A 22,888-nucleotide genomic window follows, 5' to 3' on the forward strand; every position below is an offset into this window, starting at 1 on the left:
CCCGTGCGGGCCGAACGCGTCGGCAAGCGCTATTCCGCGTAGCCGACCCGCACTTCCACGCGCCGGTTGGGCGCCAGGCAGGCGATCAGCGCCTCGCCGCGTTCGCCGGCGCACTCGACCACCGGTTCGACGCTGCCGCGGCCGACGGCCGTGAACACGTCGGCCTGAACGCCGCGCGCGGCGAGGCGGTCGCGCACCGCTTCGGCGCGCCGGGTCGACAGCGCGAGGTTGGCCTTGTCGCTTCCGATACGGTCGCTGTGGCCGATCACATGCACCGCGCGGGGCCTGCGCTCGACGAGCTTCGCGGCGAGCGCATCGAGTTCGGCAAGCGCCTCGCCGCCGACCGCATCGTCGAGGCTGGACTTGCCGAAAGCGAACAGGCCATCGGCCGAGAGCTTCTCGACGTAGGCGCGCGGCGGTATCGGCGCCGGCGGCGCGGCTTGTGACGCCGGCTCCGGCGTGCTGGAACACGCGCCGAGCAGGAGGGCGGATACGAAAGCCAGGCCGGCGACGGCCGGCGCTCTGAGGTTCGAGTTCATGTGGTCCCCGCAAGGTGGAGTGGGCACGCGCAGCGTTCACGCAATCGCTCCATCCCCGACGATCCTGCGGGAACGCCACGTGCGCGCCGAGCATAGCAAGGCAAACCGGTTGCGATTGCGACAACCGCCGCAGGTGTCGCGACGGCGCCGAGGTCAGCGGGCCAGGCCGTCCAGCAGCGGCAGGGGGCAGCACCGGATGCCGTCCACCGCGAAAGGCCCCGCCCCGGCCTCCAGCGGCATCACCGCCAGCCCTTCCCGGCCGGCGATGCTCACCACGCGCCCGAGGGTACGGTCGGGGGCGTCCATCGCGACCACATCCCCGGACGGCATGGCAGCGTCCGCGCGGAGGCGCTGCAGACCGCGCTTGGCCTGGCCCAGGAAATGGGTGCGGGCCACGATTTCCTGCCCGGGATAGCAGCCCTTGCGGACACTGTAGGCGCGCAGGCGCTCGAGCGAGAGCTGCTGTGGGGTCCATTGCCCGGCGTGGTCGGTGCCCAGTCGCGGCAGGCCGTGGGCGAGGTCCCGGGCCCGCCATTCGGCCGCCAGCCTATCATCCTGCAGCGCGGCGGTGGCGCCGATCCGCAGCGTGCGGCCGTCCTGCGCGGTCCCGAAGTCCAGCTCCAGCCCGCCTTCGGCATCCCGGGCCACGGCGGCGCCTCGTGCGGCGGCCGACGCCATGAACGCGCCGCTGACACGTGAGCCGTCATCGACGACGATCGATACCTTGCTGCGGAAGACGAAGCGCGACAGCGCGGCGGCGAAGGCCTGCGGCTCCGCGTCGGCCAGCAACAGCAGCAGCGAGGTGTCGTCGAGCCTGACCAGCGCGAACAGCGCGACCAGGCGGCCTTTCGGCGTCAACCAGCCGCTCCATTGCCAGTGGCCGGCCGGGAGCGCCACCACGTCGCTCATGAACTGTGCCTGCGCGAAGCGCATCGCGTCCGGGCCGCGCAAGTCCACGACCGACCACCCCGGAATGGTGAAGAAATCGCCATGCGGCGGAATTGGCTTGTCGGACATGGGCGCGGGAACTAAACTTTCGCTCGTGAAACACCATGACATCTTAGGCGAACAGGGTGCCGGACCGGATCCGGTGGGGATGGAAAGCCCTGTTGCGGTCGTGGTGTCCGGAACGCGGCCCGGATCGTCGAAGATGGACCCCACCGGCGGCCAGGAACGCCTGGATCCCACCCGGTACGGAGACTGGGAAAAGAACGGCCGCTGCATCGACTTTTGAACGAGGGCGGGGCCGCGTCGGCGGCCACGATCCTGCCACGCGGCACCGCCGCCAGCGAGGAGACCAGCCAGCGATGGCACATCCGGAACGCCCCCTGTCGCCGCACCTGCAGGTCTACAAGCCGCAGATCACGACGACGATGTCCATCCTCCACCGCATCACCGGCATCTCGCTGTCGCTGGGCGGCATCTCCCTGGTCTGGTGGCTGATGTCGATCGCCATCGGCGGCGAGTCCTTCGCGTTCGCGTCGCGGCAGTGGTCCTCGCCGCTGGGCCTGCTGTTCCTGTTCGGTTTCACCCTGGCGCTGGTCTACCACCTGCTCAACGGCATCCGCCACCTGCTGTGGGATGCCGGCTGGGGCTTCGACATCCCGACCGTGTACAAGTCGGGGTACGCGGTATTCGTGGCGGGCTTCCTGGTGACCGGCCTGATCTGGTTCTTCGGCCTGCGGGGTGGCGCATGAGCGGCGGCTTCCCGGGCGGCGGCGGCGAGACCTCGCGCGCGGCGCCCTACCGCACCCCGCTCGAGCGTGCGCGCGGCATCGGTTCGGGCAAGTCGGGCACCCACCATTTCTGGGTGCAGCGGCTCACCGCGATCATCCTGGTGCCGCTGGTGGTGTGGTTCATCCTGGTGCTGCTGTCGCTGGTCGGCGCGGACCTCGAGACCGCGCGCGCGACCATCGCGCGGCCGTGGAACGCGATCCTGTTCGCGATCTTCCTGGTCGCGATGTTCTGGCACGCGCGCCTCGGCCTGCAGGTGGTGATCGAGGACTACGTGCACACGCGTGCGCTGGAACTGGCCCTGCAACTCTTCGTCGCCTTCCTGTGCGGGCTGGGCGCCATCGCCTCGCTGTACGCGATCGCCCGCATCGCCTTCACCGCATGAGCCCGCAATGACGTCCGCGTATCCGATTACCGAACACAAGTACGACATGATCGTCGTCGGCGCCGGCGGCGCCGGCCTGCGCGCGACCTTCGGGCTCGCGCACAAGGGCCTGCAGACCGCGTGCCTGACGAAGGTGTTCCCGACCCGTTCGCACACCGTGGCGGCGCAGGGCGGGATCTCCGCCGCGCTCGGCAACATGGGCGAGGACGACTGGCGCTTCCATTTCTACGACACCATCAAGGGCTCGGACTGGCTGGGCGACCAGGACGCCATCCAGTACATGTGCCGCGAGGCGATCCCGGCGATCATCGAACTCGAGCACCAGGGCGTGCCGTTTTCGCGCACCGAGGAAGGCAAGATCTACCAGCGCCCGTTCGGCGGCATGACCACGCACTACGGAAAGGGCATCGCCCAGCGCACCTGCGCCGCCGCCGACCGCACCGGCCACGCGATCCTGCACACGCTCTACCAGCAGTCGCTGGCGCACGACGCGCGCTTCTTCGTCGAGTACTTCGCGCTCGACCTGATCATGGACGAGGAGGGCGCCTGCAAGGGCGTGCTCGCGCTGGACATGGCCGAGGGCACGCTGCACCTGTTCCGCGCCCATGGCGTGGTGCTGGCGACCGGTGGCTACGGCCGTGCGTACTTCTCGGCGACCTCCGCGCACACCTGCACCGGCGACGGCGGCGGCATGGCGCTGCGCGCCGGCCTGGGCCTGCAGGACATGGAATTCGTGCAGTTCCACCCTACCGGCATCTACGGCGCCGGCTGCCTGATCACCGAAGGCGTGCGCGGCGAGGGCGGGATCCTGCGCAACAGCAACGGCGAGCGCTTCATGGAGCGCTACGCGCCGAACGCCAAGGACCTCGCCTCGCGCGACGTGGTGTCGCGTTCGATGACCATCGAGATCCGCGAGGGCCGCGGCGTCGGCGAGCACAAGGACCACATCCACCTCGACCTGACCCACCTGGACCCGGCCGACATCCACAAGAAGCTGCCCGGCATCGCCGAGAGCGCGCGCATCTTCGCCGGCGTCGATGTCGAGAAGCAGCCGATCCCGGTGATCCCGACCGTGCACTACAACATGGGCGGCATCCCGACCAACTACCTGGGCGAAGTGGTGCAGCTCAGGGATGGCGATCCGGATGCCGTGGTGCCGGGCCTGTACGCGATCGGCGAGGCGGCGTGCGTCTCGGTGCATGGCGCCAACCGGCTGGGATCGAACTCGCTGCTCGACCTGGTGGTGTTCGGTCGCGCGGTCGCCAACCGCTGCGCCGAGACGATCAGGCCGGGGCAGTCGCACAAGCGCCTTGCCGGCGACGCCACCGACAAGGCGGTCGCCAACCTCGATCGCCTGCGCAACGCCAGCGGCGACACGCCCACGGCCGTCATCCGCGACCGCATGCAGCGCTCGATGCAGGCGCACGCGGCGGTGTTCCGCACCCAGGAAACCCTGGCCGAGGGCGTGAAGCAGGTGCGCGAGATCGGCGAATCGTTCGCGGACGTGCGCGTGAGCGACCGGTCGATGGTGTGGAACTCCGATCTGGTCGAGACGCTCGAACTGCAGAACCTGCTGGCCCAGGCGATGGTGACCATCACCTCGGCCGAGAACCGCAAGGAATCGCGCGGCGCGCATGCGCGCGAGGATTTCCCCGACCGCGACGACGCCAACTGGCACAAGCACACCCTGTGCTGGCTGGACGATGCCGGCAACACCCGGATCGATTTCCGCCCGGTGCACATGTACACGCTCGACGACGAGGTCGAGGTCGTGCCGCCGAAGGCGCGCGTGTATTGACAGCCGTGATCGGTGATTCGGAATAGCAGGACGTCCGACGCAGCACGCCTTCACGAATCACCAATCACGAATCACGGACTCACGATGGCCGAATTCACCCTCCCCAGGAACTCGAAGATCAGGAAGGGACGCCACTTCAAGGCGCCCGCCGGGTCGACGCGCGTGCGCACGTTCAAGATCTACCGCTGGAACCCGGACGACGGCCAGACCCCGAGCACCGATACCTACGAGGTCGACCTCGACAAGTGCGGGCCGATGGTCCTGGACGCGCTGATCAAGATCAAGAACGAGGTCGACCCGACGCTCGCGTTCCGCCGTTCCTGCCGCGAGGGCATCTGCGGCTCGTGCGCGATGAACATCGACGGCACCAACACCCTGGCCTGCACCCGCGCGATCGACGACTGCACCAAGGCCGAAGTGCCGGTGTATCCGCTGCCGCACATGAGCGTGGTCAAGGACCTGGTGCCGGACCTGACCCACTTCTACGCGCAGTACGCCTCGATCCAGCCGTGGATCCGCACCCAGACCGCGCCGCCGCCCGACCGCGAGCGGCTGCAGTCGCCGGCCGACCGGGATCGGCTCGACGGCCTGTACGAGTGCATCCTGTGCGCCTGCTGCACCACCAGCTGCCCGAGCTACTGGTGGAACGGCGAACGATACCTCGGCCCGGCGGTGCTGCTGCAGGCGTATCGCTGGATCGCCGACAGTCGCGACGAGGACACCGGCGCGCGCCTGGACGATCTCGAGGATCCGTTCAAGCTCTACCGCTGCCACACCATCATGAACTGCGCGCGCACCTGTCCCAAGGGTCTGAACCCGGCCAAGGCGATCGGCTCGATCAAGCAGCTGATGCTGGCGCGGCACGGGTAGGAGCGCCTTCGGGCGCGACTGCCGGCCGTTCGGGAATCCCCGCGTTTGTCATTTCGAGCGCAGCGAGAAATCTGCCTTCCGCAGGACGCTCCGCGGCCCGAAGCAGATCTCTCGCTGCGCTCGAAATGACAGGGTGGGTGTGGTTCGTGATCCACAGAGGCCGCGCACGATGACGACATCTTCCGACGCCGCAGAGCTCCGCCGCGTGCGCTGGCGCTGCCGACGCGGGATGCGCGAACTGGACCAGTTGTTCGAGCGCTGGCTCGATCGCGAATGGGCGACTGTTTCCGACGCCGAGCGCGGCGTTTTCCTACGGCTGCTGGATTGCGAGGACGATAAGCTCTGGCACTGGTTCATGGGCCATGAGGCCGCCAGCGATGCCGAACTCGACGCGCTCGTCCGCCGCATCCGCGCACTCCCGCCCGGGTAGCGTTCCCGAGGCGCGGATCGAATGGCGACCCTCGCGATGGCTGCTCACCGCGATCCTCGCGCTCGGCGTGCTGGCCGCGTGCTCGCTCCTCGCTTCGGAAATGCCGCGCGCGGCGGCGTGGCCCGCTGCGCTCGCGGCGCTGGGGTATGGCGTCTGGCTGTTCCGGCGCGAAGCACGGCAACCCGCGCGCTCGTTCGTGTTCAGGGGCGATGCGGCGCCGGTGCGGGTCGATGGCGAGCCCGCAACGGACTTCGAGCTGCAATGGCGAGGACCCCTCGCGTTCGCCAGCTGGCGCGGGCCACGGGGTCGCCGATGCCGTTGCGCCTGGTGGCCCGACACCCTGCCGCCCGCGCGTCGACGTGAACTGCGACTGGCCGCGCCCGCCGGGCGGGCTGCGCGCCGCGGGACTTCGATGGCACCATAGCGCCTGCTCCGTCGGCGTCCCCGCATGTTCAGACCCATCCCCGTCGCCATCGGCCTGCGCTACCTGCGGGCCAAGCGTCGCAACGGCTTCATCTCCTTCGTCTCGCTGGCCTCGATCCTGGGCATCGCCATCGGCGTGATGGTGCTGATCACCACGCTGGCGGTGATGAGCGGCTTCCAGCGCGAGATCAAGGACCGCATGCTGGGCATGGTCGCGCACGCCACGGTCACCGCCGACGGCGAGGCGATGCAGGGCTGGCAGCACGCCATCGAGGTCGCCAAGCGCGATGCGCGCGTGTCCGGCGCCGCGCCCTACATCGACACCCAGGCGCTGCTGCGCGCGAGCCGGCAGGAACCCGCCGCGATCCGCGGTGTCATGCCGGAGGACGAATCGCAGGTGTCGGAGCTGGCCGCGTGGATGGTGCAGGGCCAGCTGTCGGACCTCGCGCCCGGCGAGTTCAACATCGTGCTCGGCAAGGAACTGGCGCAGTGGCTGGGCGCGCGGGTGGGCGACAGGGTGGTCGTGACCACGGACTTCCAGGTCACCCCGATGGGCGCGGTGCCACAGCTCAAGCGCTTCACCGTCAGCGGCATCTTCGAGGCCGGCTACCAGGACTTCGACCGGCGCCTGGCGGTGGTCAACATGCAAGACGCCCAGCGCGTGATGCGCATGGGCGAGGGCGTCACCGGGGTGCGCCTGAAGCTGCACGACATGGACCAGGCCTGGAACGTCGCGCGCGACCTCGCCGAGGCGCTGGCGCGCGAGAACCGCAGCTACTACCGCGTGAGCGACTGGAGCATGGAGAACGCGAACATGTTCCGCGCGCTCAAGCTGGAGAAGACCATGATCGGCATCCTGCTGTCGCTGATCATCCTGATGGGCGCGTTCTCGCTGCTCAACTCGCAGGTGATGCTGGTGACCGACAAGCTCGCCGACATCGCCATCCTGCGCACGCTGGGCCTCACCCCGGGCGGGGTGATGCGGGTGTTCGTGGTGCAGGGCACGCTGATCGGGGTGATCGGCACGGTGCTGGGCGTGGTCGGTGGTCTGCTGCTGACCTACAACCTCGAACACATCCTGCGCGCGATCGAGCGTGCGTTCGACGTCGTGCTCATGCCCGAGGACGTGTACTACGTGACCGGCCTGCCGATCGACCTGCAGGCCGGCGACGTGGTGACGATCGGCCTGGTGGCGCTGGCGATGGCCTTCCTCGCCACGATCTACCCGGCCTGGCGCGCGGCGCGCACCGCGCCGGCGGAGGCGCTGCGGTATGAGTGAGGTCATGCGTTTGCGAGGCACTGCCTCGCGCATGTCCGAACGCCCGGCCAAGGATGGCCAGGCCAGCGGCTCCGAAGCCGGCGTGGTCACGCCAGGGACGGCACGTCATGGCTGAGAGGAACGATGCGATGCCAGAGTACGTCATCCGCGCCGAGACCCTGGGCAAGACCTACGCCGAAGGCAGCATGCGCACGCCGGTGTTCGACGGCTTGGACTTCCAGGTCGAGGCGGGCGAGACGGTCGCGATCCTGGGCGCGTCCGGCGCGGGCAAGAGCACGCTGCTGCACCTGCTCGGCGGCCTCGACACGCCGAGCGCCGGCGAGGTCTACGTGACCGGGCAGAAGATGAGCGCGCTGTCGGACGCGGCCCGTGGCCAGCTGCGCAACCGCGCGCTCGGCTTCGTGTACCAGTTCCACCACCTGCTGCCGGAATTCACCGCGCTGGAGAACGTGATGCTGCCGGTGCTGCTGGGCGGCAGCGACGTCGAGGATGCGTCCGGGCGGGCACGGGCGCTGCTCGAGTCGGTCGGGCTCGGCCACCGGCTGGAGCACAAGCCGGGCGAGCTCTCCGGCGGGGAGCGCCAGCGCGCCGCGGTGGCGCGCGCGCTGGTCAATCGGCCGGCTTGCGTGCTGGGCGACGAACCGACCGGCAACCTCGACGAGAAGACCGCGGAAACGGTGTTCACATTGATGCTCGACCTCAACCGCGCGCAACGCACCAGCCTGGTGCTGGTGACCCACGACCGTCGCCTCGCGCGCCGCCTGGACCGCGTCGTGGAGCTGCACGAGGGCAAGCTGCGGGAACTCGCGCGCGACGCGGTCTGATCGTTCCTGCGGCGCCAGTCGGCCGGCGCATCGCACCGTTTGCGCCCGCGATACGCGCAGCGCCTCGCAGGGGCGTCACCGCCTTCATGGTCGAACACGCGCAGCACATGCTGCGCATCGCCGCCGTCCGGCCGGGATGCGCCGGTACACGTCGGTCGTCCAGCGTCCACCTCAGTGCGCGGAGGCGGGCAGCTGTTCCCCGGTGCGTTCGGATTGCTGAAGCTCCAGCTCGGCAAGGTCCACCGCCGTCCCGCCGGTGAGGCGGATCCGGTACTCGGCATACTCGCCCGGCGACGCGATGTCGAACGGCCGCAACTGCCGCGCCCAGCGGAACGCCTCGCCCTGCCGCTCGTCGAGCGCGGACCACGCACCGGAGGCATCACGACCTTCCAGCACCCAGTCGCTATCGGAGACGGGCCCGGCGCCGCTGGTCAGCGTGTAGTGGGCGATCGCGGTCGGCGCGTCGAAGCGCAGGACGACCGCTGCGCCTTGCGGCAGCGGCAGCGAGGTGGCGGCATCGTCGTCGACCAGCGCACCGGCATTCGCCCCGGCGCCGGCCACGGAAACGCTGGCGACGTCGCTGCGGTCGACGCGCGGCATCGGCTTCCGGCCGGCCTCCGTCAGCGAGGGCGGGAGCGCCTCCGGAGCGCTGCCCCACGCTGAGGGCTCGGGGCCCATGGCGAATTCGAGCGTGCCTCCCTCGGCGATGTCCGCGTGCCGCAGCCAGGCCTTGTCCAACGGCCGGCCGTCGAGCGTGAGCGACTGCACGTAGACGTTCTCCGGGCCGTTGCCGTGCGCGACCACGCTGAGCGTGCGGCCGTTGTCGAGCCGCACGTCGACGCGGTCGAACGCGGGCGAGCCGATCACGTACTCCGGCGCACCCATGCGCAGCGGGTACAGGCCCAGCATCGCGAACAGGTACCAGGCGGACATCTCGCCGTTGTCCTCGTCGCCCGGGTAGCCCTGGCCGATCTCGCTGCCGAGGTACAGCCGCCGCAGCACCTCGCGCGAGACCTGCTGCGCCTTCCACGGCTGCCCGGCCGCCACGTACATCCACGGGATGTGGTGCGAGGGCTGGTTGCTGTGCGCGTACATGCCCATGCGCACGTCGCGCGCCTCGGTCATCTCGTGGATCACGCGGCCATAGCTGCCCGCGAACCGCTCGTGCGCGGTTTCCGGGGTGGAGAAGAACTCGTCCAGCCGCCGCGCCAGCGCCGCGCGACCGCCCATCAGGGCCGCCAGGCCTTCGGCATCGTGCGGCGCGGTGAAGGCGAAGGTCCAGGCGTTGGACTCGGTGTAGTCGTGGCCCCAGATGCGCGGATCGAAGCGCGCGGCCGGTTCGCGCCAGTCGCCATCGGCGTCGCGTCCGCGGAAGAAGCCGGTGCCGGCGTCGTACACGTGCACGTAGTCCGTGGCGCGGGCGCGGAAGTACGCGGCTTCCTCGCGGTAGCGTTCTGCGCGCTGCGGGTCCCCGTCTTCGGCGGCCAGCGCTTCGGCCAGCGTGGCCAGGCCGAAGTCGTTCAGCGCACCCTCCAGCGTCCACGACATGCCTTCGTGCACCGAGGCGTCGGCGTAGCCGCGGTACATCGACCGGGCCAGCCCCTTGCGCCCGACATTCGACACCGGCGGCACGACGGTGGCGTTGCGCAGCGCGGCCTCGTAGGCCTCGTGCGGATCGAACCCGCGCACGCCCTTGTGCCAGGCATCGGCGAAGGCGACATCGGAACTGGTGCCCACCATCAGGTCCGCATAGCCGGGGGACGACCAGCGCGCCACCCAGCCGCCGTCGCGGTACTGCTGCAGGAAGCCGTCGACCATCTCGCCGGCGCGGGTGGGCGCGAACAATGCATAGGCCGGCCAGCTGGTGCGGAAGGTGTCCCAGAACCCGTTGTTGACGTAGACCTTGCCGGGCAGGATGCGCGCGGACGTGCGCGTGGCATCGCCGCCGGGTGCGTCCTGCGACCAGCTGTTCTGGTCGGCGTGCCGCCAGTCCGGGCGCTCCTTCGTGCCGAGGTTCTCGTGCGCGACGTTCGGATACAGGAACAGCCGATACAGGTTGGAATAGACGGTCGTCAGCTCGTCTTCGCTGGCGCCTTGCACCTGCACGCGGCCGAGCAGGGCGTCCCAGGCGTCCTGCGCCCGGTCGCGCACGGCCTCGAAACCGTCGTCGCCGATCTCCAGTTCGAGGTTGCGCCGCGCCTGGTCGACCGAGACCAGCGAGGTGGCGATGCGCATGCGTACCTCGCCGTCCGTGCTAGGCGCGAACTTCACGTAGCCGGTGGGCCGGCCCGTGTCGAGCATGCCGCTGTCGCGCCAGGGCTGGTCGAAGCGCGCGTAGACGAACATCCGGGTGGCGCCGTTGGACAGGCCGCTGCGGGTGTCGGTGTAGCCATGCAGCGCCTGCGCCTGCGCGTCGAGCGTCAGCCCGCCGCGGTCGTCGACGTTGTCGAACAGCAGGTTGGCGTCGGCGCCTTGCGGAAAGCGGAAGCGGAAGATCGCCGCGCGTTCGCTGGGCGCAAGTTCGGCGCGAATGCCGTTGTCGAAGTCGACGCGGTAGGTGTGGGGGCGGGCGAGTTCGCGATCGTGCGAGAACGACAGCGCACGCCGCTCGCGATCGGCATCGGGCACGCCGTTGGTCGCGGACGGCATCACCTGGAACGTCTGCCGGTCGCCCATCCAGGGGCTGGGCTGGTGGCTGATCGACAGCGCCTGCAGGCGCGGGCGGTTGTCGTCGCCGTTGTGCTCGTTCCAGCGGTACAGCCACGACAGGGTGCCGGCGTCGGTCACCGGCACCCAGAAGTTGAAGCCGTGCGGCATCGCGGTGGCCGGGATGTTGTTGCCGCGCGAGAAAGTGCCGTTGGACTGGGTGCCGCGGGTGGTGAGCACGCGATCGCTCGGCCGGGGCATGTCGGCGGGGCGGGAAGCCTCGATCGCGATGTCGTCGATCCAGCCGCGGGCCCGGTGGCCGTCGCCCGGCGCGAGTTCCAGCTCGATCGCCCGGATGCGGCGGCCGGACACGCCGGGCACGTCGCCGAGCCGGACCTCCTTGCGCGCCCACTGCTGCGGGTAGAGCGTCTTCGAGTCGGCCTGCGGCTGCGCGCCGATCGATGCACCGTGCTGGTCGCGCACCTCGCTGGCGGACAGGCGTCGTCCATCGTCGAAAACGAGATCGAGCGAGACACCGGTGGAGGCGACCGGGTTGCCGTCGACGATCTCCGGCAGCACCATCCACGACAGGCGGGTATCGGCCTGCACCGGGATGTCGACCTCGAACAATCGCATGCGCCCGCCGGTGCCCTCGAAGCGCAGCGCGGCCAGGCCGCTGTAGCCCATGCCGGCGCGGGCGGCGTAGGGCGCCTCGGGCCCGGTGCCGACCCGCACCCGCGCCCCGTCGTCGCCGCGTTGGGCCGGCGCGGGGTCGTCGCGCTCGAACGACGTCGAGAAGGCCGGGTCGCCTGCGATCGATGCGGCGGTCGCCAGCGCCAGCAGCGGCAGCGCCAGGATGGCGGGAAGATTGCGCATGCGCTCAGCCACGGCCGCGCAGCACCGCGAGCACGTCGTGGCAGGCGCCCATCGTGTGGTAGTCGGTCTTGCCGGCCGGGCTCTTGTCGTCGTCATGCTTGCGGTTCTCCCGATCGAGGATGCGGAACCAGGCGCCATACCGGTGGTCCACCATGTGTCGCCACGCGTAATCCCAGAGGCGGTCGTACCACTCCCAATAGCGTGCGTCGCCGGTGGCCGACGCCAGACGCGCCGCGCAGGCCAGCGACTCGGCCTGCACCCAGAAGTACTTGTCGTCGTCGCAGATGAAGTGGCGGCCGTCGGACAGCGACGGGCCGGGCACGTCCTTGCGCAGCGACTCCGGGGCGAAGCCGTACATCAGGCCGCCGAAGTCCGGATCCCAGGCGGCCTCCACCGCGCGGTCGAACAGCTCGCGGGCACGCGGCACCAGCCATGGCTGTGGCGTGCCGGCGTCGCGCAGGTGGCCGTCGAGGATCAGCAGCAGCTTGGACCATTCGGTCTGGTGCCCCGGCTGGAAGCCCCAGGGGCGGAACAGGTGCTTCGGATCGTCGCGGTGGTAGTCGGTATCGACCTGCCAGTCGGCATCGTAGTGCTCCCAGACGAGACCATCGCATTGCGCGGCCTGGCGCCGAGTCATGTGGTCGGCCAGGGTCAGTGCGCGCTCCAGGTAGCGCGGCTCGCGGCTGGCCTCGAACGCCGCCAGCATCGCCTCGCACATGTGCATGTTGGCGTTCTGGCCGCGATAGTCGCTGAACCGCCAGTCGCGCGTGGCCTCGTCGCGGTACAGGCCGTGCTGAGGCTCCCAGTAGCGCGTCTCCAGCATGTCCCAGTGCGCATCCATCCAGCTGCGGCACTCTTCGACGCCGGCCTTCAGCGCGATCGAGTACGCGAGCAGCACGAAGGCCGCGCCGTAGCAGTGCTGGGTGGTGTCCTCGGCCACGCCACCGCGCAGGGTCCAGGCGTAGCCGCCGCTGGAGGGATCGAAATGGCGCTCGCGCAGGAACGCCAGGCCATGGTGGACTGCGCGCATGTACTCGTCGCGCAGCGCCGGATCCTCGCCCGCGAACTCGAGCGCCGCGGTGGCGTAGTTGAAGACGAAGCGCGTGCTGCTGACCAGATGCCGGTGCGAGGCATCGTAGACGCGCCCTTCGTCCTTGAAGTAGTGGAAGAAGCCGCCGGCCGGATCGATGCAGCGCGGATGGTAGAAGGCCATGGTGTGGCGGATGTGCTGGCGCAGGAAGGCTTCGCTGCGGAAGTCGGCATGCGCGGGGGCGTCGGGCATCGCGGAGGTGGGAACCGTCATGGGGTCGCGGGTCTCGTGCTGGACTCGGAAGGAAGGGGCGTGGCATCGGCCAGCGTACGGGCCTGCAGCGCGTCGCGCAGGGCGTCGACGCCAGCCTGGGAGGTCAGGCGCACGCTGACCGGCTCGCCCGGCAGCAGGGTGATCGCGTTGTCGGACAGATCGGCGTCGAGCGTGCCGAAGTCGATCCAGGCGGCCCGCGCGAGCCGGTCCGCGACGAGTTCGAGCACGAGGCCATCGCCATCGCCGCGCAACGTCGCGCGCAGGCCGGGATCTGGCCAGGCGATGTCCTTCGCGGCAGCGAAGTACACCATCTCGCGCGCCGGTGTTTCGCCGTCGACGGCGAGATCGAACACGGCGACGATGCCAGGGCGCGTGCGCGCGCGGCGAGGCGAATGCGCGTGGGTCATGGGGCGGGCGCCCTGCAGTGGCGATCGATGAACTGCTGGTGGGACGGCATGGCCTCGACCGCGCGGGCGACGTCCTCGCGCATGCGGTCCACGAACGCCGCCAGGTTCGTCTCGGGCATCTCGTCCACGATCGGATGGTAGCCGGCCGGCACGATCCGCTGTCCCAGCATCACCTGCACCCAGCTGGGCAGGGCGAAGAAGTCGTCGCCCTGGCGGAAGTAGCGGCCGTCGCGGCGGAACATCGCGATCGTCTCCTGCAGGGCCTCGGGAACAGGCATCGTGCGGCAGTGGCTCCAGAACGGACTGTCGTCGCGTTCGGTGGCGTGGTAGTGCAGCACCAGGAAGTCGCGGATGCGCTCGCACTCGAACGTGGTCTCGGCGTTGTAGCGCCGCGCCAGCTGCGGATCGAAGTCGCGTTCGGGGAACAGCCCGAGCAGGCGCTGCAGCCCGGACTGCACGAGGTAGATGCTGGTCGATTCCAGCGGCTCCATGAAGCCGCTCGCCAGCCCCAGCGCCACCACGTTCGCGCGCCAGAACTCGCTCCGCATGCCTGTGGTGAAGCGTAGCGGGCGCGGCTCGGCCAGCGCCTCGCCATCGAGGTGGGACAGCAGGGTCGCGGCCGCCTCGTCGTCGCTGAGGTGGTCGCTGGCATAGACGTAGCCGTTGCCGGTGCGGTGCTGCAGCGGGATGCGCCATTGCCAGCCCGCGGGGCGTGCGGTCGCGCGCGTATAAGGCGTGAGCGAACCAATGTTCGCGCTCGGCACCGCCATCGCCCTGTCGCAAGGCAACCAGTGGCGCCAGTCGACGTAAGGCGTGCCCAGGGCCTGCCCGATCAGCAGGGCGCGGAAGCCCGAGCAGTCGATGAACAGCTCGCCCTCGATGCGTTCGCCGCTGTCGAGCAGTACCGCTTCGACGAAGCCGTCTCCGCTCCGTCGCACCACGTCGACGATCCGGCCTTCGGTGCGCGCCGCGCCGCGGTGTTCCGCCAGTGTCCGCAGGAAACGGGCGTAGCGGCCGGCGTCGAAGTGGTAGGCGTAGGCGACGTCGGCCAGCGGCGAACCGGGCGGCGCGTCCGGCGGGCTGGGCATGAACCTGCCCAGCGGCGCGGCCACCGTCTGCAGCGTGTAGGCGCCGATGTCAGGCGCGCGCCCGGCAAGGAACCGCTTCAGCCAGAACTGGTGGAACGGCAGCGGTCCCATCGAGCGGCCGATCCTGCCGAAGCCGTGCATGTAGCGATCGCCGATGCGGCCCCAGTCGCGGAACTCGATGCCCAGCTTGAAGGTGCCCTGGGTGCCGACAACGAACTCGGCTTCGTCGATCCCGAGCACATCGCCATTGAAGGTCTTCAGATGCGGCACGCTGGCCTCGCCCACGCCGACGATGCCGATTTCCTCGGACTCCACGAGGCGGATCGACGCCCCGCGACCGAGATAGGTCGCCAGCGTCGCTGCCGCCATCCAGCCGGCGCTTCCGCCGCCGACCACGACGATGCGGCGGATGCGGGCGTCGTGGTCCGTCACCCGACCATCCGGTGGAAGGCGTGCGGCGGTGCGGGGCAGGGTCGGGTCATCGCAGGCGGTGACGGGCGGAGTGTGTGGCGCGTAGCGCGGGGAGGAAGAGGCGCTGCCGACGATGATCCAGCATCGCCGACAGCACGGACCCGAGCCCTCTCGCGGATGCGCGAAGGGGCACAGCGCTAGAACTTGTAGGTCACGCCCAGGTACGTCACGCGGCCCGCGTAGCCGTTGGAGTAGAAACGATCCTTCGTGTCGTTGCCCAGGTGCGACCGTGTCTCCTCCTCGGTCACGTTCAGGACCGATGCGGTGATGCTCAGCGCCGGGGTGATGTTGTAGGCCGCGTTGAGGTCGATCTGCTGGTAGGGCTCCTCGTAGACGTTCAGGCCGTTGACCAGTCCCTGCACGACTTCGCCGCGACGGTTGTAGGACGCGCGCAGCAGCAGGTCGTGCGCTTCATAGAACACCGTGAAGTTGGTCTGGTTCCGTGCGCTGCCGACCAGCGGCGACTCGCCGAGCTCGGTCCCATCCTCGAGGGTGATCGCCGCCTCGTTGGTGTCGTTGTAGGTGTAGTTGAACTGGAAGCCGAGTCCGAAGTCGAGCGTGTGCTGCGCGTACAGCTCGACGCCTTGCGATACCGCATCGCGGCCGCCGGCATCGGTCGAGTAGTTCTGCACGGTCACGGTTTCCCCATTGACGACCATCTGTACATCGGAGATCACCGGCACCGCGAAGTTGCTCACGTTCTTGCGGAACAGCCCCAGGCCGAGCACCGAACCGGGCTGGAAGTACCACTCGAGCCCCACGTCGTACTGGGTGGCCTTGTACGGTTCGAGTCCCTTGTTGCTGCCGGACCCGTACCAGCCCTGCTGGCCGGCGCCGCCTGTCAGACGGCGGTCGGCAACGTACTCGGGGCTGTAGTACTCGAGGCTGCCGGGCGCTGCGATGTCGCTGTAACTCGGGCGTGCGACTACCTTCGACGCCGCGCCGCGCAGTACCAGGGTGTCGGTCAGGTCGTAGGCCAGGTTCAAGCTGGGCAGCACGTCGGTGTAGGTACGGTCGAGCGCGCTGACCTCGAACGACTCGGGTCGCGCCACGCTGTCCGAAAGCCTCCAGAACCCCTCGCTTCCGCAGTAGGTATCCGCAGGCGCACCGACGGGCATGGAAGCACCCTGCTGGCATGGAAGCGGGTTGCCATCGCTGCCGTCGAAGAAGTAGTCGTTGTAGTTGGTCACCTTGTCGGTCGAGTCCGCGTGCTGCCTGGTCTGCGCGATGCGCAAGCCGAGGTTGCCGCGCAGGCGGTCAGTGCGGAAGTTGGCCTGGAAGTACTGGGAGTAGATCCGTTCGTCGACGTTGTAGACGAAGTTGTCCTCGTCGCGTCGTTGCACCGGACCGTAGGTGCTGTTGAGGTAGGCGATGTAGGCCGGGTAGTCGATCGCCGGGTACGCACTGGCATTGATCCCGCCCGCCAGGTTGCCCAGCGAGTACAGGAAATCCGGCGAGAACTGGGTGGCGACATCGTTGCAGCGGCCGTTCCAGAAGCGGTTGTCGTAGTCCCCTGGGTCGGTACCGGGGCACACCCAGTAGCTGTTGCCGGTGCTGCGGCTGATGCCGCCGTCGCGGGCCTTGAAGCCGAACTGGAACGACTCCACGAAGCTGCCTTCGGTATACCAGGTGCCATCGAGCTGGACGTAGTTCTGCTCGGTGCTGTTGCGGGTCCAGGAAGAACCGGTCGAACCGAGGTCGACCTGCAGGATGCCGGCGGCGAGGTTCTGCATCAGCTCCGGCGAGAACGTCATAGAAGGCGTGCCTGTCAGGTTCCATGCGCTCGCGTAGTTGCCCAGGCTCCAGCTGCCGTCCGCGTTCTGGCGACGCGGCTTGATCGGCACCGAGAACTGGAGGTCCGGGCCGCCCTCGGCCCAGGTGCGACCTGCCTTGAAGGACAGGTCGATCCATTCGCCACGCCACTCGGCAGCGAAGTCGGCGGTCTGCGACAGCGACTCCTCGATGTTGTAGCTGCCGGTGATCTGCGGAGTCGGCACGGTACAGTCGTCGGACCCCCAGCCGCCCGGCGCCATGCCGCCGGCGGCCGCTTCTTCTTCGCTGCAGTAGTAGATCTTGCCCGGGTGCAGGCTGTAGTCCGCGCCGGTGACGATGGTGCCGCTGCGGTCGAAGTGGAGCGCGTCGAGCAGGCGGCCGCCGCGCCAGTTGCCGTCGCCGAAGTAGCGGGCGATGTTCCACTCCGGTACCTTCAGGGTGCTGGTCTGCGAATCCTGCGACAGTTCGAACCGGAAGTAGTTGGCCGTCAGGGTCAGGTTGTCGGTCGGCTTGAACTGCAGCGTCACCTGGCCGCCGCGGCGCTCGCGCTCTTCCTCGCGCACGTTGAAGTTGACCGAGGTCGGCATCATGAAGCCGGTGTAGTAGTTGCCGTTCTGGTCCCAGAAACCGGTGCCGCCCCACCAGTTCGAGTTGAAGTCCGACGGCCGGCCGTTGACGTCGACCGCGGTCCCGCCTTCGTCGCGGCCGTACCATTGCCAGCTCTCGGTGCTGGCGCCCATGGTGCGGGTGGTGCGCGTCTGGTCGGAGTAGCCGACGAAGACACCGAAGCGGCCTTCCGCGTCGTGCCAGGCATACGAGCCCGACAACTGTCCGTCGTTCTTGCCGCTCGTGTCGGCGCGTGTGCCCTCGACGGAAACGAAGCCGGTGTTGGATTCCATCTCCAGCGGGCGACGGGTATGCAGGATGACCGTGCCGCCGACGCCGCCCTCGTCGATGCGCGCTTCCGGCGTCTTGAACAACTCGGCCTTGGAGAGCATATTCGAAGGCAGCAGCATGTAGTTGAAGGAGCGGGTCGGGTCGCCGTTGGATTCGGCGGTGGCGATGTAGTTGCCGTTCAACTGGGTCAGCGTCAGTTCCGAGGACAGGCCGCGGACGCTGACGTTCTTGCCCTCGCCGCCGCTGCGGGTGACGATCACGCCCGGCACGCGCTGCAGCGCATCGGCCACGTTCTTGTCCGGGAACTTGCCCACATCCTCGGCGGTGACCACCTCCACGATCGCATTGGCATTGCGCTTCTGGTCCAGGCTCTGCTCGATCGCGTACCGGTAGCCCGTCACACGCACCGCGTCGAGGGTGGCGGCGTCGGTGGTGGCCGCGGGTGTCTCTTCCGCATCTGGAACGGTGCTGGCGGCGTCCTGGGCGAACACCAGCGCCGGCACGGTGGCCATCGCCGTCAGCGCGAACGCGATGGCGGCGGACAGCGTGGTCCGCCCCTGCGTGTATGGCATCAACTTCATCACAATCTCCCTCTCCAAAGAACTGATGGACGATGCGCCCGATGGTTTGGATCGATCCAAAAACAGCGCCCGCCCATTGGGGTTGCGAGCTTCCTTGCAGGCACCCAGGAGGCGGGCCGCTGGTCTCCGGCGGCGCTTGCTCGTGGTTTGGATCGATCTAATTCGGCGTGCAAAGATGTAGCATGCCGCGTCACGCGACGCATGCTGCCCCGCAGCAAGGCTCCCGTGCGGCGTTCTCCGGGCACCGCTGGCGGGCGGGCGTGATTCCATGCAAGCCATTGATCGGAAAGGAAGAATGTGGGAGAAGACGGCGAGTTGCACAGGCGCCCGGCGGTCGCCGGTGAAGCGATCGATCTTGACCGCGCCGAGGCGACTGGGGATCTTGGCCACCGCTGCGCAACGCCGCGATGCCGGTAGACCCATGCACCTGCGATCGTTCCCCCGCCACGCCCCGCATCCGCCACCCGCAGCCGCCATCGGGTGGGACGTGGCGCCGCCGTTGCGCGCGCCGTGACCGGCGTTCTGGAAATCGCCGCGAACTCGCTGGCCTCGGCGCTGGCCGCGGGCGCCGCCGGCGCGTCTCGTGTGGAACTGTGCACGGCGCTCGAACTCGGTGGACTGACGCCCTCCGCCGGGGTCATCGCCCGCGTGCGCGAACGCCTGTCCTTGCCACTGCATGTCCTGGTCCGGCCCCGCGCCGGCGACTTCGTCTACACCGACGAGGAACACGTCACGATGCTGGCCGACATCGCCCATTGCGCCGCGAGCGGCTGCGACGGCATGGTCGTCGGTGCGCTCACCGGAAGCGGCGAGATCGATCTGGCGCGGTGCCGCGAACTGGTCGAGGCGGCCGGCGCGCTCGACACCACCTTCCATCGCGCGATCGACCTGTGCCCGGACATGCCAGCGGCCCTGGAGTCGGTCATCGCGCTGGGCTTCCGCCGGGTCCTCACGTCCGGTGGCGCGGCCAGCAGCATCGCGGGCGCGGACATGCTGCGGCGACTGGTCGACCAGGCTGGCGACCGCATCGTGGTGATGCCCGGCGCCGGGATCGCCTCGGACAACATCGGCTGGCTGGTGACATGCACGGGTGCGCGCGAGTTCCATGCCTCCGCCAGGCAGGCGCTTCCCACGCGCATGCGCGTGCCGGTCGATCCGGCGCTGGGAATGAATGGCGGCGAATCGCGCGCCGACGTGGATCGCATCCGGTCGCTGCGCGCGGCCCTGGATGAGGCGATGCGGGATTGAACGCGCCATTCGTCTCGGCCGACATCGGCGGCACCAATGCGCGCCTGGCGTGGGTGCGCCCGCGCGCCGATGACGGCATCGAGGTGCTCGCCCAGCGACACTACCTGTGCGCGGCGCATCCCTCATTGCGCGAGATCCTGGCGGATTTCATGGGCGATGCCGGCGCTCCGGACGCGCTGGCGATCGCAGTCGCGGGGATCGTCGATGGCGACGTGGTCGTCAGCCGCAACGTGCCCTGGCCGATCGACCTGGCCGACCTGCGCGCGGCGGGCTTCGCGCAGGTGGCGGCAGTGAACGATTTCGTCGCGGTCGCGCACGCCTGGCAGTGCATGGACGACGCCGACACCCTGTTGCTGACACCCGGCGTCGCCGCGCCGGCGGAGCCGGGCACGAGCCTGCTGCTCGGCCCGGGCACCGGGCTCGGCGGCGCCCTGCGCGTGATCCGAGACGGTCGCGCGCTGGTGCTGCCCTGCGAACCGCAGCAGGTCTCGCTGGCGCCCGGAAACCTGCGCGAACTGGCGGTGCTCGCCCACTGGATGGGCGAGGGCGCGGGCCACGTCGGCGTCGGTCACGCGGTGTCCGGACCGGGCCTGTCGAACCTCTATCGGGCGCTGTGCGCGATCGACGGCTTGGCCCCACGCTGGACGTCGTCGGACGAAGTCGTCGCGGCGGCGGACGCGGGCACCGATGCGCAGGCGGGCGAGGCGGTCGCGATGTTCTGCGGCATGCTCGGCAGCGTGGTCGGCGACCTTGCAATGGTGACCTCGGCGACGCGCGTATTCGTCGCCGGCGGCGTGCCGGCGAAGATCCGTCGGTGGCTGCTCGACAGCGCCTTCGCGCAGCGGATGGCGGACAAGGACGTCATGCGCCCGATGCTGGAACGGATCCCGGTGCGTCTGATCGAGAATCCGGACGTCGGGGTGATCGGTGCGGCGAGCTGGTTCCTGCAGCGCAACGCGAACGGCTGAGCACTGCGTACGACCTTCCCGACCCTGGGTCGTGAAAACGGCACTGCGGACGCGCCGGATGCGCATCCGTGGTTCGCGGACCCTGCCTACGCGGCGGTCGCCGTGTCGGCGAGCAGGGCGCTGGCTTCCTCGTGCGTGGGCAAGGCCGCAAACGCGCCGTGGCGTGTGACCGCCAGCGCGCCGCAGGCGGAGGCGTAGCGCAACCACCGTTCGATCCCGGGCAGGTCCGAGAGGAATGCGTCGAAACTCGCGGCGTCGATGCCGTCGCGCTGCAACTGCACCAGCAGGCCGCCGGTGAAGGCGTCGCCGGCGGCGGTGGTATCGACCGGGCGCACCAACAGGGCCGGCAGCTCGCCACGGGCGGCGCGCGTGGACCAGCGCATCGGCGCCGATCCGTCGGTCACCACCACCACGCGCGCATGCCGCAGCAATCGTGCGATGACGGCGTCCTCGTCCTGATGGCCATCGCGCCTGAGGTGGTCGAGTTCCTCGCGCGACAGCTTCACCAGGTCCGCGGCTTCCAGTGCCTGCCGCAGCACCTGAAACGACGGTTCGCCCTGCGGCCACAACGCCGGGCGCAGGTTGAGGTCGACGCTCAGCAGCGCGCCCGCGGCGCGCGCCATGGCCATGCCCGCCAGCGTGGCGGTCGCGATGTCGGGGTCGGTCAGGCTGTTGCTGCAGGCGTGGAAGATGCTGGCACTCGCCATGCAGGCGGGATCGAAGTCGCTGGCGCGGAACAGCAGGTCCGCCGCCGGCGGGCGGTAGAAGCTGAAACTGCGCTCGCCCTGGTCGTCCAGCGAAACGAACGCCAGCGCGGTATTGGCCTGCGGGGTCCTGCGGACGAAGCGGACCCCGGCACCGGCCTCGCGCAGGCTCTCGAGCAGGAAGTCGCCGAACATGTCGTTCGCGAGCATGCCGACGAATTCGCTGCGGCCGCCGAGCCTGGCGATGGCGACCGCGGCATTCGCCGGCGCGCCACCTGCGAACTGCCGGAACACGCGCGCCTCGCCCGCGTCCGCGGGGGTCGCGAGGAAATCGATCAGTGCTTCGCCGAAGCAGACGATGGTGTGGTCCCTGCTCAAAACTGTGCCCTGTGCATTGGTGGCGTGGTCCGGCCTTGCGCGCGCGAGTCAGTCGGCGACGGCCGGCGTGCTCTCCCGCTCGGTGAGGTGGACCGGAGCGATCACGCGGCGCCCGGGCAGCGACGGCGCGGCGGCGCGTTGCAGCAGCAGTTCGGCCGCCTGGCGGCCGCGTTCGCGCGGTGCGGCGCTCACCGTGGTCAGCGGCGGGATGCCGACCGCCGCCTCCGGGATGTCGTCGAAGCCGGTGATGGCGAAATCCTCGCCGGGCCTGCGTCCGAGCCGTACGAGCCCGAGCATCAGGCCGAGCGCGACGGCGTCGTTGTAGCAGACCGCCGCGGTCGGCGCAGGGTCGAGCGCGAGCAGAGCATCGGCCCGCGCGTTGGCCTCGAGCCGGGTCGGCGCGGTCTCGATCAGCCACGACGCCTGCGGCCCGATCCCCGCTCCGCGCAGCGCGTCCTGGTAGCCGAGCCGGCGCTCGCGGCAGGAACTCGAACTGGCATGGCCGCCGAAGAACGCGATGCGGCGGTGGCCCAGTGCCAGCAGGCGCGCGGTGGCGGCACGGGCACCGGCGCGGTTGTCCAGGCCGAGGAAATCGTATTCGAACCCGGTGCTCTCCGGGCCGGTCAGCGCACGGTTGAACACCAGCAGCGGCATCTGGCGGCCGATGGAAAGTTCCACGTCGGCAACACTGCTCGATTCGGCGGGCGAGAGAATGATGCCGGCGGGGTGGTGCTCCATCAGCGAGCCCAGGACCTGCCGCTGTCGCGCCGGGGATTCGTTGCTGCTGCCGAGCAGGGTGACGAAGCCCTTCGCGCCGAGCGCCTCGTCCACGCCGGCGGCGAACTCGGCGAAGAACGGGTTGGACAGGTCGTTGATCACCAGTGCCACCGCGCTGGATACGCGCTGGCGCAGGTTGGCCGCGGCACGGTTGTAGACGTAGCCCTGCCGCAGCATCTCCGCCTCGACCAGGGCGCGGGTGTCCGTATGCACAAGCGGGCTGCCGCGCAACACCAGCGACACCGTCGCGCGAGACACGCCGCAGGCGCGCGCGATATCGTTCAAGGTGATCCTGCGACGCTTTTCCAAACCGTCCCCACCGCGTTTAGATCGATCCAAGGCCCGCATCCTGCGGCATCCTCGGGAACGCTGCAAGCACGGGGCGATGGTGCAGGGCAGCATGAAAATCGCCAAGGAGTGTGGTCAATTTAGATCGTTCCAAATCGGAAAAATTTCGATTTGATCGATCCAAACCACTGACCGGAGACC

The 22,888-nt window shown here is 69.4% G+C and carries 19 protein-coding genes; 10 read left to right on the forward strand and 9 right to left on the reverse strand.

Annotated features, from left to right (window positions below; translation table 11 throughout):
* Positions 1 to 29 precede the first annotated feature (29 nt).
* Positions 30 to 539 (reverse strand): OmpA family protein, encoded by a 510-nt coding sequence (locus JMO03_RS03910; RefSeq protein ID WP_202840424.1) that lies wholly within the window; start codon positions 537 to 539, stop codon positions 30 to 32.
* Between the two features lie 153 nt (positions 540 to 692).
* Positions 693 to 1,496, reverse strand: coding sequence for a CAF17-like 4Fe-4S cluster assembly/insertion protein YgfZ (ygfZ, locus tag JMO03_RS03915; protein WP_337926353.1), 804 nt, complete (start codon positions 1,494 to 1,496; stop codon positions 693 to 695).
* A gap of 16 nt (positions 1,497 to 1,512) precedes the next feature.
* Here ygfZ and JMO03_RS03920 point away from each other — a divergent pair, with 16 nt between their 5' ends.
* The 8 genes from JMO03_RS03920 to lolD all read left to right on the forward strand — a co-directional run bounded on the left by JMO03_RS03920 (position 1,513) and on the right by lolD (position 8,282).
* The gene (locus JMO03_RS03920) at positions 1,513 to 1,773 is read left to right on the forward strand and encodes a DUF1674 domain-containing protein (protein ID WP_238345874.1); all 261 of its coding nucleotides are present in this window, start codon (positions 1,513 to 1,515) and stop codon (positions 1,771 to 1,773) included.
* A 73-nt stretch (positions 1,774 to 1,846) separates the two neighbouring features.
* The gene (gene sdhC / locus JMO03_RS03925; RefSeq protein ID WP_202840429.1) at positions 1,847 to 2,236 is read left to right on the forward strand and encodes a succinate dehydrogenase, cytochrome b556 subunit; all 390 of its coding nucleotides are present in this window, start codon (positions 1,847 to 1,849) and stop codon (positions 2,234 to 2,236) included.
* A complete protein-coding gene (gene sdhD, locus JMO03_RS03930) occupies positions 2,233 to 2,658 on the forward strand; it encodes a succinate dehydrogenase, hydrophobic membrane anchor protein (RefSeq protein ID WP_202840431.1) in 426 nt (141 codons plus the stop codon). The genes sdhC and sdhD overlap by 4 nt, the downstream gene beginning before the upstream one ends.
* 7 nt (positions 2,659 to 2,665) lie before the next feature.
* The gene (gene sdhA, locus JMO03_RS03935; RefSeq protein ID WP_202840433.1) at positions 2,666 to 4,456 is read left to right on the forward strand and encodes a succinate dehydrogenase flavoprotein subunit; all 1,791 of its coding nucleotides are present in this window, start codon (positions 2,666 to 2,668) and stop codon (positions 4,454 to 4,456) included.
* Between the two features lie 84 nt (positions 4,457 to 4,540).
* Positions 4,541 to 5,326 (forward strand): succinate dehydrogenase iron-sulfur subunit, encoded by a 786-nt coding sequence (locus JMO03_RS03940; protein WP_202840434.1) that lies wholly within the window; start codon positions 4,541 to 4,543, stop codon positions 5,324 to 5,326.
* Between the two features lie 169 nt (positions 5,327 to 5,495).
* Positions 5,496 to 5,756, forward strand: coding sequence for an FAD assembly factor SdhE (locus JMO03_RS03945; RefSeq protein ID WP_202840442.1), 261 nt, complete (start codon positions 5,496 to 5,498; stop codon positions 5,754 to 5,756).
* A 448-nt stretch (positions 5,757 to 6,204) separates the two neighbouring features.
* Complete coding sequence (locus tag JMO03_RS03950; protein ID WP_202840450.1) at positions 6,205 to 7,458, forward strand: lipoprotein-releasing ABC transporter permease subunit; 1,254 nt, start codon at positions 6,205 to 6,207, stop codon at positions 7,456 to 7,458.
* A 128-nt stretch (positions 7,459 to 7,586) separates the two neighbouring features.
* Positions 7,587 to 8,282, forward strand: a complete 696-nt coding sequence (gene lolD, locus JMO03_RS03955) for a lipoprotein-releasing ABC transporter ATP-binding protein LolD (protein WP_202840452.1) — start codon at positions 7,587 to 7,589, stop codon at positions 8,280 to 8,282.
* Between the two features lie 171 nt (positions 8,283 to 8,453).
* On the opposite strand, the gene JMO03_RS03960 is transcribed toward lolD, so the two are convergent.
* The 5 genes from JMO03_RS03960 to JMO03_RS03980 all read right to left on the reverse strand — a co-directional run bounded on the left by JMO03_RS03960 (position 8,454) and on the right by JMO03_RS03980 (position 18,324).
* Positions 8,454 to 11,804: a GH92 family glycosyl hydrolase gene (locus JMO03_RS03960; protein WP_202840454.1), complete on the reverse strand. Its 3,351-nt coding sequence runs from the start codon at positions 11,802 to 11,804 to the stop codon at positions 8,454 to 8,456.
* 4 nt (positions 11,805 to 11,808) lie between these two features.
* Positions 11,809 to 13,107, reverse strand: coding sequence for an AGE family epimerase/isomerase (locus JMO03_RS03965; protein ID WP_202840456.1), 1,299 nt, complete (start codon positions 13,105 to 13,107; stop codon positions 11,809 to 11,811).
* A complete protein-coding gene (locus JMO03_RS03970) occupies positions 13,104 to 13,460 on the reverse strand; it encodes a glycoside hydrolase family 2 protein (protein WP_337926354.1) in 357 nt (118 codons plus the stop codon). Before JMO03_RS03970 ends, JMO03_RS03965 begins: the two co-directional genes overlap by 4 nt.
* 50 nt (positions 13,461 to 13,510) lie before the next feature.
* On the reverse strand, positions 13,511 to 15,034 hold the full coding sequence (locus JMO03_RS03975; RefSeq protein ID WP_337926355.1) for a tryptophan halogenase family protein: 1,524 nt from the start codon (positions 15,032 to 15,034) through the stop codon (positions 13,511 to 13,513).
* A 176-nt stretch (positions 15,035 to 15,210) separates the two neighbouring features.
* Complete coding sequence (locus JMO03_RS03980) at positions 15,211 to 18,324, reverse strand: TonB-dependent receptor (RefSeq protein WP_202840459.1); 3,114 nt, start codon at positions 18,322 to 18,324, stop codon at positions 15,211 to 15,213.
* 510 nt (positions 18,325 to 18,834) lie between these two features.
* On the opposite strand from JMO03_RS03980, the gene JMO03_RS03985 reads away from it, so the two are divergent.
* Together JMO03_RS03985 and JMO03_RS03990 are read left to right on the forward strand one after the other, a co-directional pair.
* Positions 18,835 to 19,572, forward strand: a complete 738-nt coding sequence (locus tag JMO03_RS03985) for a copper homeostasis protein CutC (RefSeq protein WP_202840461.1) — start codon at positions 18,835 to 18,837, stop codon at positions 19,570 to 19,572.
* Complete coding sequence (locus JMO03_RS03990) at positions 19,569 to 20,540, forward strand: glucokinase (protein ID WP_202840463.1); 972 nt, start codon at positions 19,569 to 19,571, stop codon at positions 20,538 to 20,540. The genes JMO03_RS03985 and JMO03_RS03990 overlap by 4 nt, the downstream gene beginning before the upstream one ends.
* A gap of 86 nt (positions 20,541 to 20,626) precedes the next feature.
* On the opposite strand, the gene JMO03_RS03995 is transcribed toward JMO03_RS03990, so the two are convergent.
* A complete protein-coding gene (locus JMO03_RS03995; protein ID WP_202840465.1) occupies positions 20,627 to 21,622 on the reverse strand; it encodes a carbohydrate kinase family protein in 996 nt (331 codons plus the stop codon).
* A gap of 48 nt (positions 21,623 to 21,670) precedes the next feature.
* Positions 21,671 to 22,747, reverse strand: coding sequence for a LacI family DNA-binding transcriptional regulator (locus JMO03_RS04000; RefSeq protein WP_202840467.1), 1,077 nt, complete (start codon positions 22,745 to 22,747; stop codon positions 21,671 to 21,673).
* Positions 22,748 to 22,888: the final 141 nt, after the last annotated feature.

It is taken from the genome of Luteimonas saliphila (genome assembly GCF_016774335.1).
GTDB lineage: Bacteria > Pseudomonadota > Gammaproteobacteria > Xanthomonadales > Xanthomonadaceae > Luteimonas > Luteimonas saliphila.

Bases quoted from the DNA above. Each gene is read 5' to 3' on its own strand.
- JMO03_RS03910 (WP_202840424.1), bottom strand. From the start codon at position 539: ATGAACTCGAACCTCAGAGCGCCGGCCGTCGCCGGCCTGGCTTTCGTA.
- JMO03_RS03920 (WP_238345874.1), top strand. From the start codon at position 1,513: ATGGTGAAGAAATCGCCATGCGGCGGAATTGGCTTGTCGGACATGGGC.
- sdhC (WP_202840429.1), top strand. From the start codon at position 1,847: ATGGCACATCCGGAACGCCCCCTGTCGCCGCACCTGCAGGTCTACAAG.
- sdhD (WP_202840431.1), top strand. From the start codon at position 2,233: ATGAGCGGCGGCTTCCCGGGCGGCGGCGGCGAGACCTCGCGCGCGGCG.
- sdhA (WP_202840433.1), top strand. From the start codon at position 2,666: ATGACGTCCGCGTATCCGATTACCGAACACAAGTACGACATGATCGTC.
- JMO03_RS03940 (WP_202840434.1), top strand. From the start codon at position 4,541: ATGGCCGAATTCACCCTCCCCAGGAACTCGAAGATCAGGAAGGGACGC.
- JMO03_RS03945 (WP_202840442.1), top strand. From the start codon at position 5,496: ATGACGACATCTTCCGACGCCGCAGAGCTCCGCCGCGTGCGCTGGCGC.
- JMO03_RS03950 (WP_202840450.1), top strand. From the start codon at position 6,205: ATGTTCAGACCCATCCCCGTCGCCATCGGCCTGCGCTACCTGCGGGCC.
- lolD (WP_202840452.1), top strand. From the start codon at position 7,587: ATGCCAGAGTACGTCATCCGCGCCGAGACCCTGGGCAAGACCTACGCC.
- JMO03_RS03960 (WP_202840454.1), bottom strand. From the start codon at position 11,804: ATGCGCAATCTTCCCGCCATCCTGGCGCTGCCGCTGCTGGCGCTGGCG.
- JMO03_RS03965 (WP_202840456.1), bottom strand. From the start codon at position 13,107: ATGACGGTTCCCACCTCCGCGATGCCCGACGCCCCCGCGCATGCCGAC.
- JMO03_RS03980 (WP_202840459.1), bottom strand. From the start codon at position 18,324: ATGAAGTTGATGCCATACACGCAGGGGCGGACCACGCTGTCCGCCGCC.
- JMO03_RS04000 (WP_202840467.1), bottom strand. From the start codon at position 22,747: ATGCGGGCCTTGGATCGATCTAAACGCGGTGGGGACGGTTTGGAAAAG.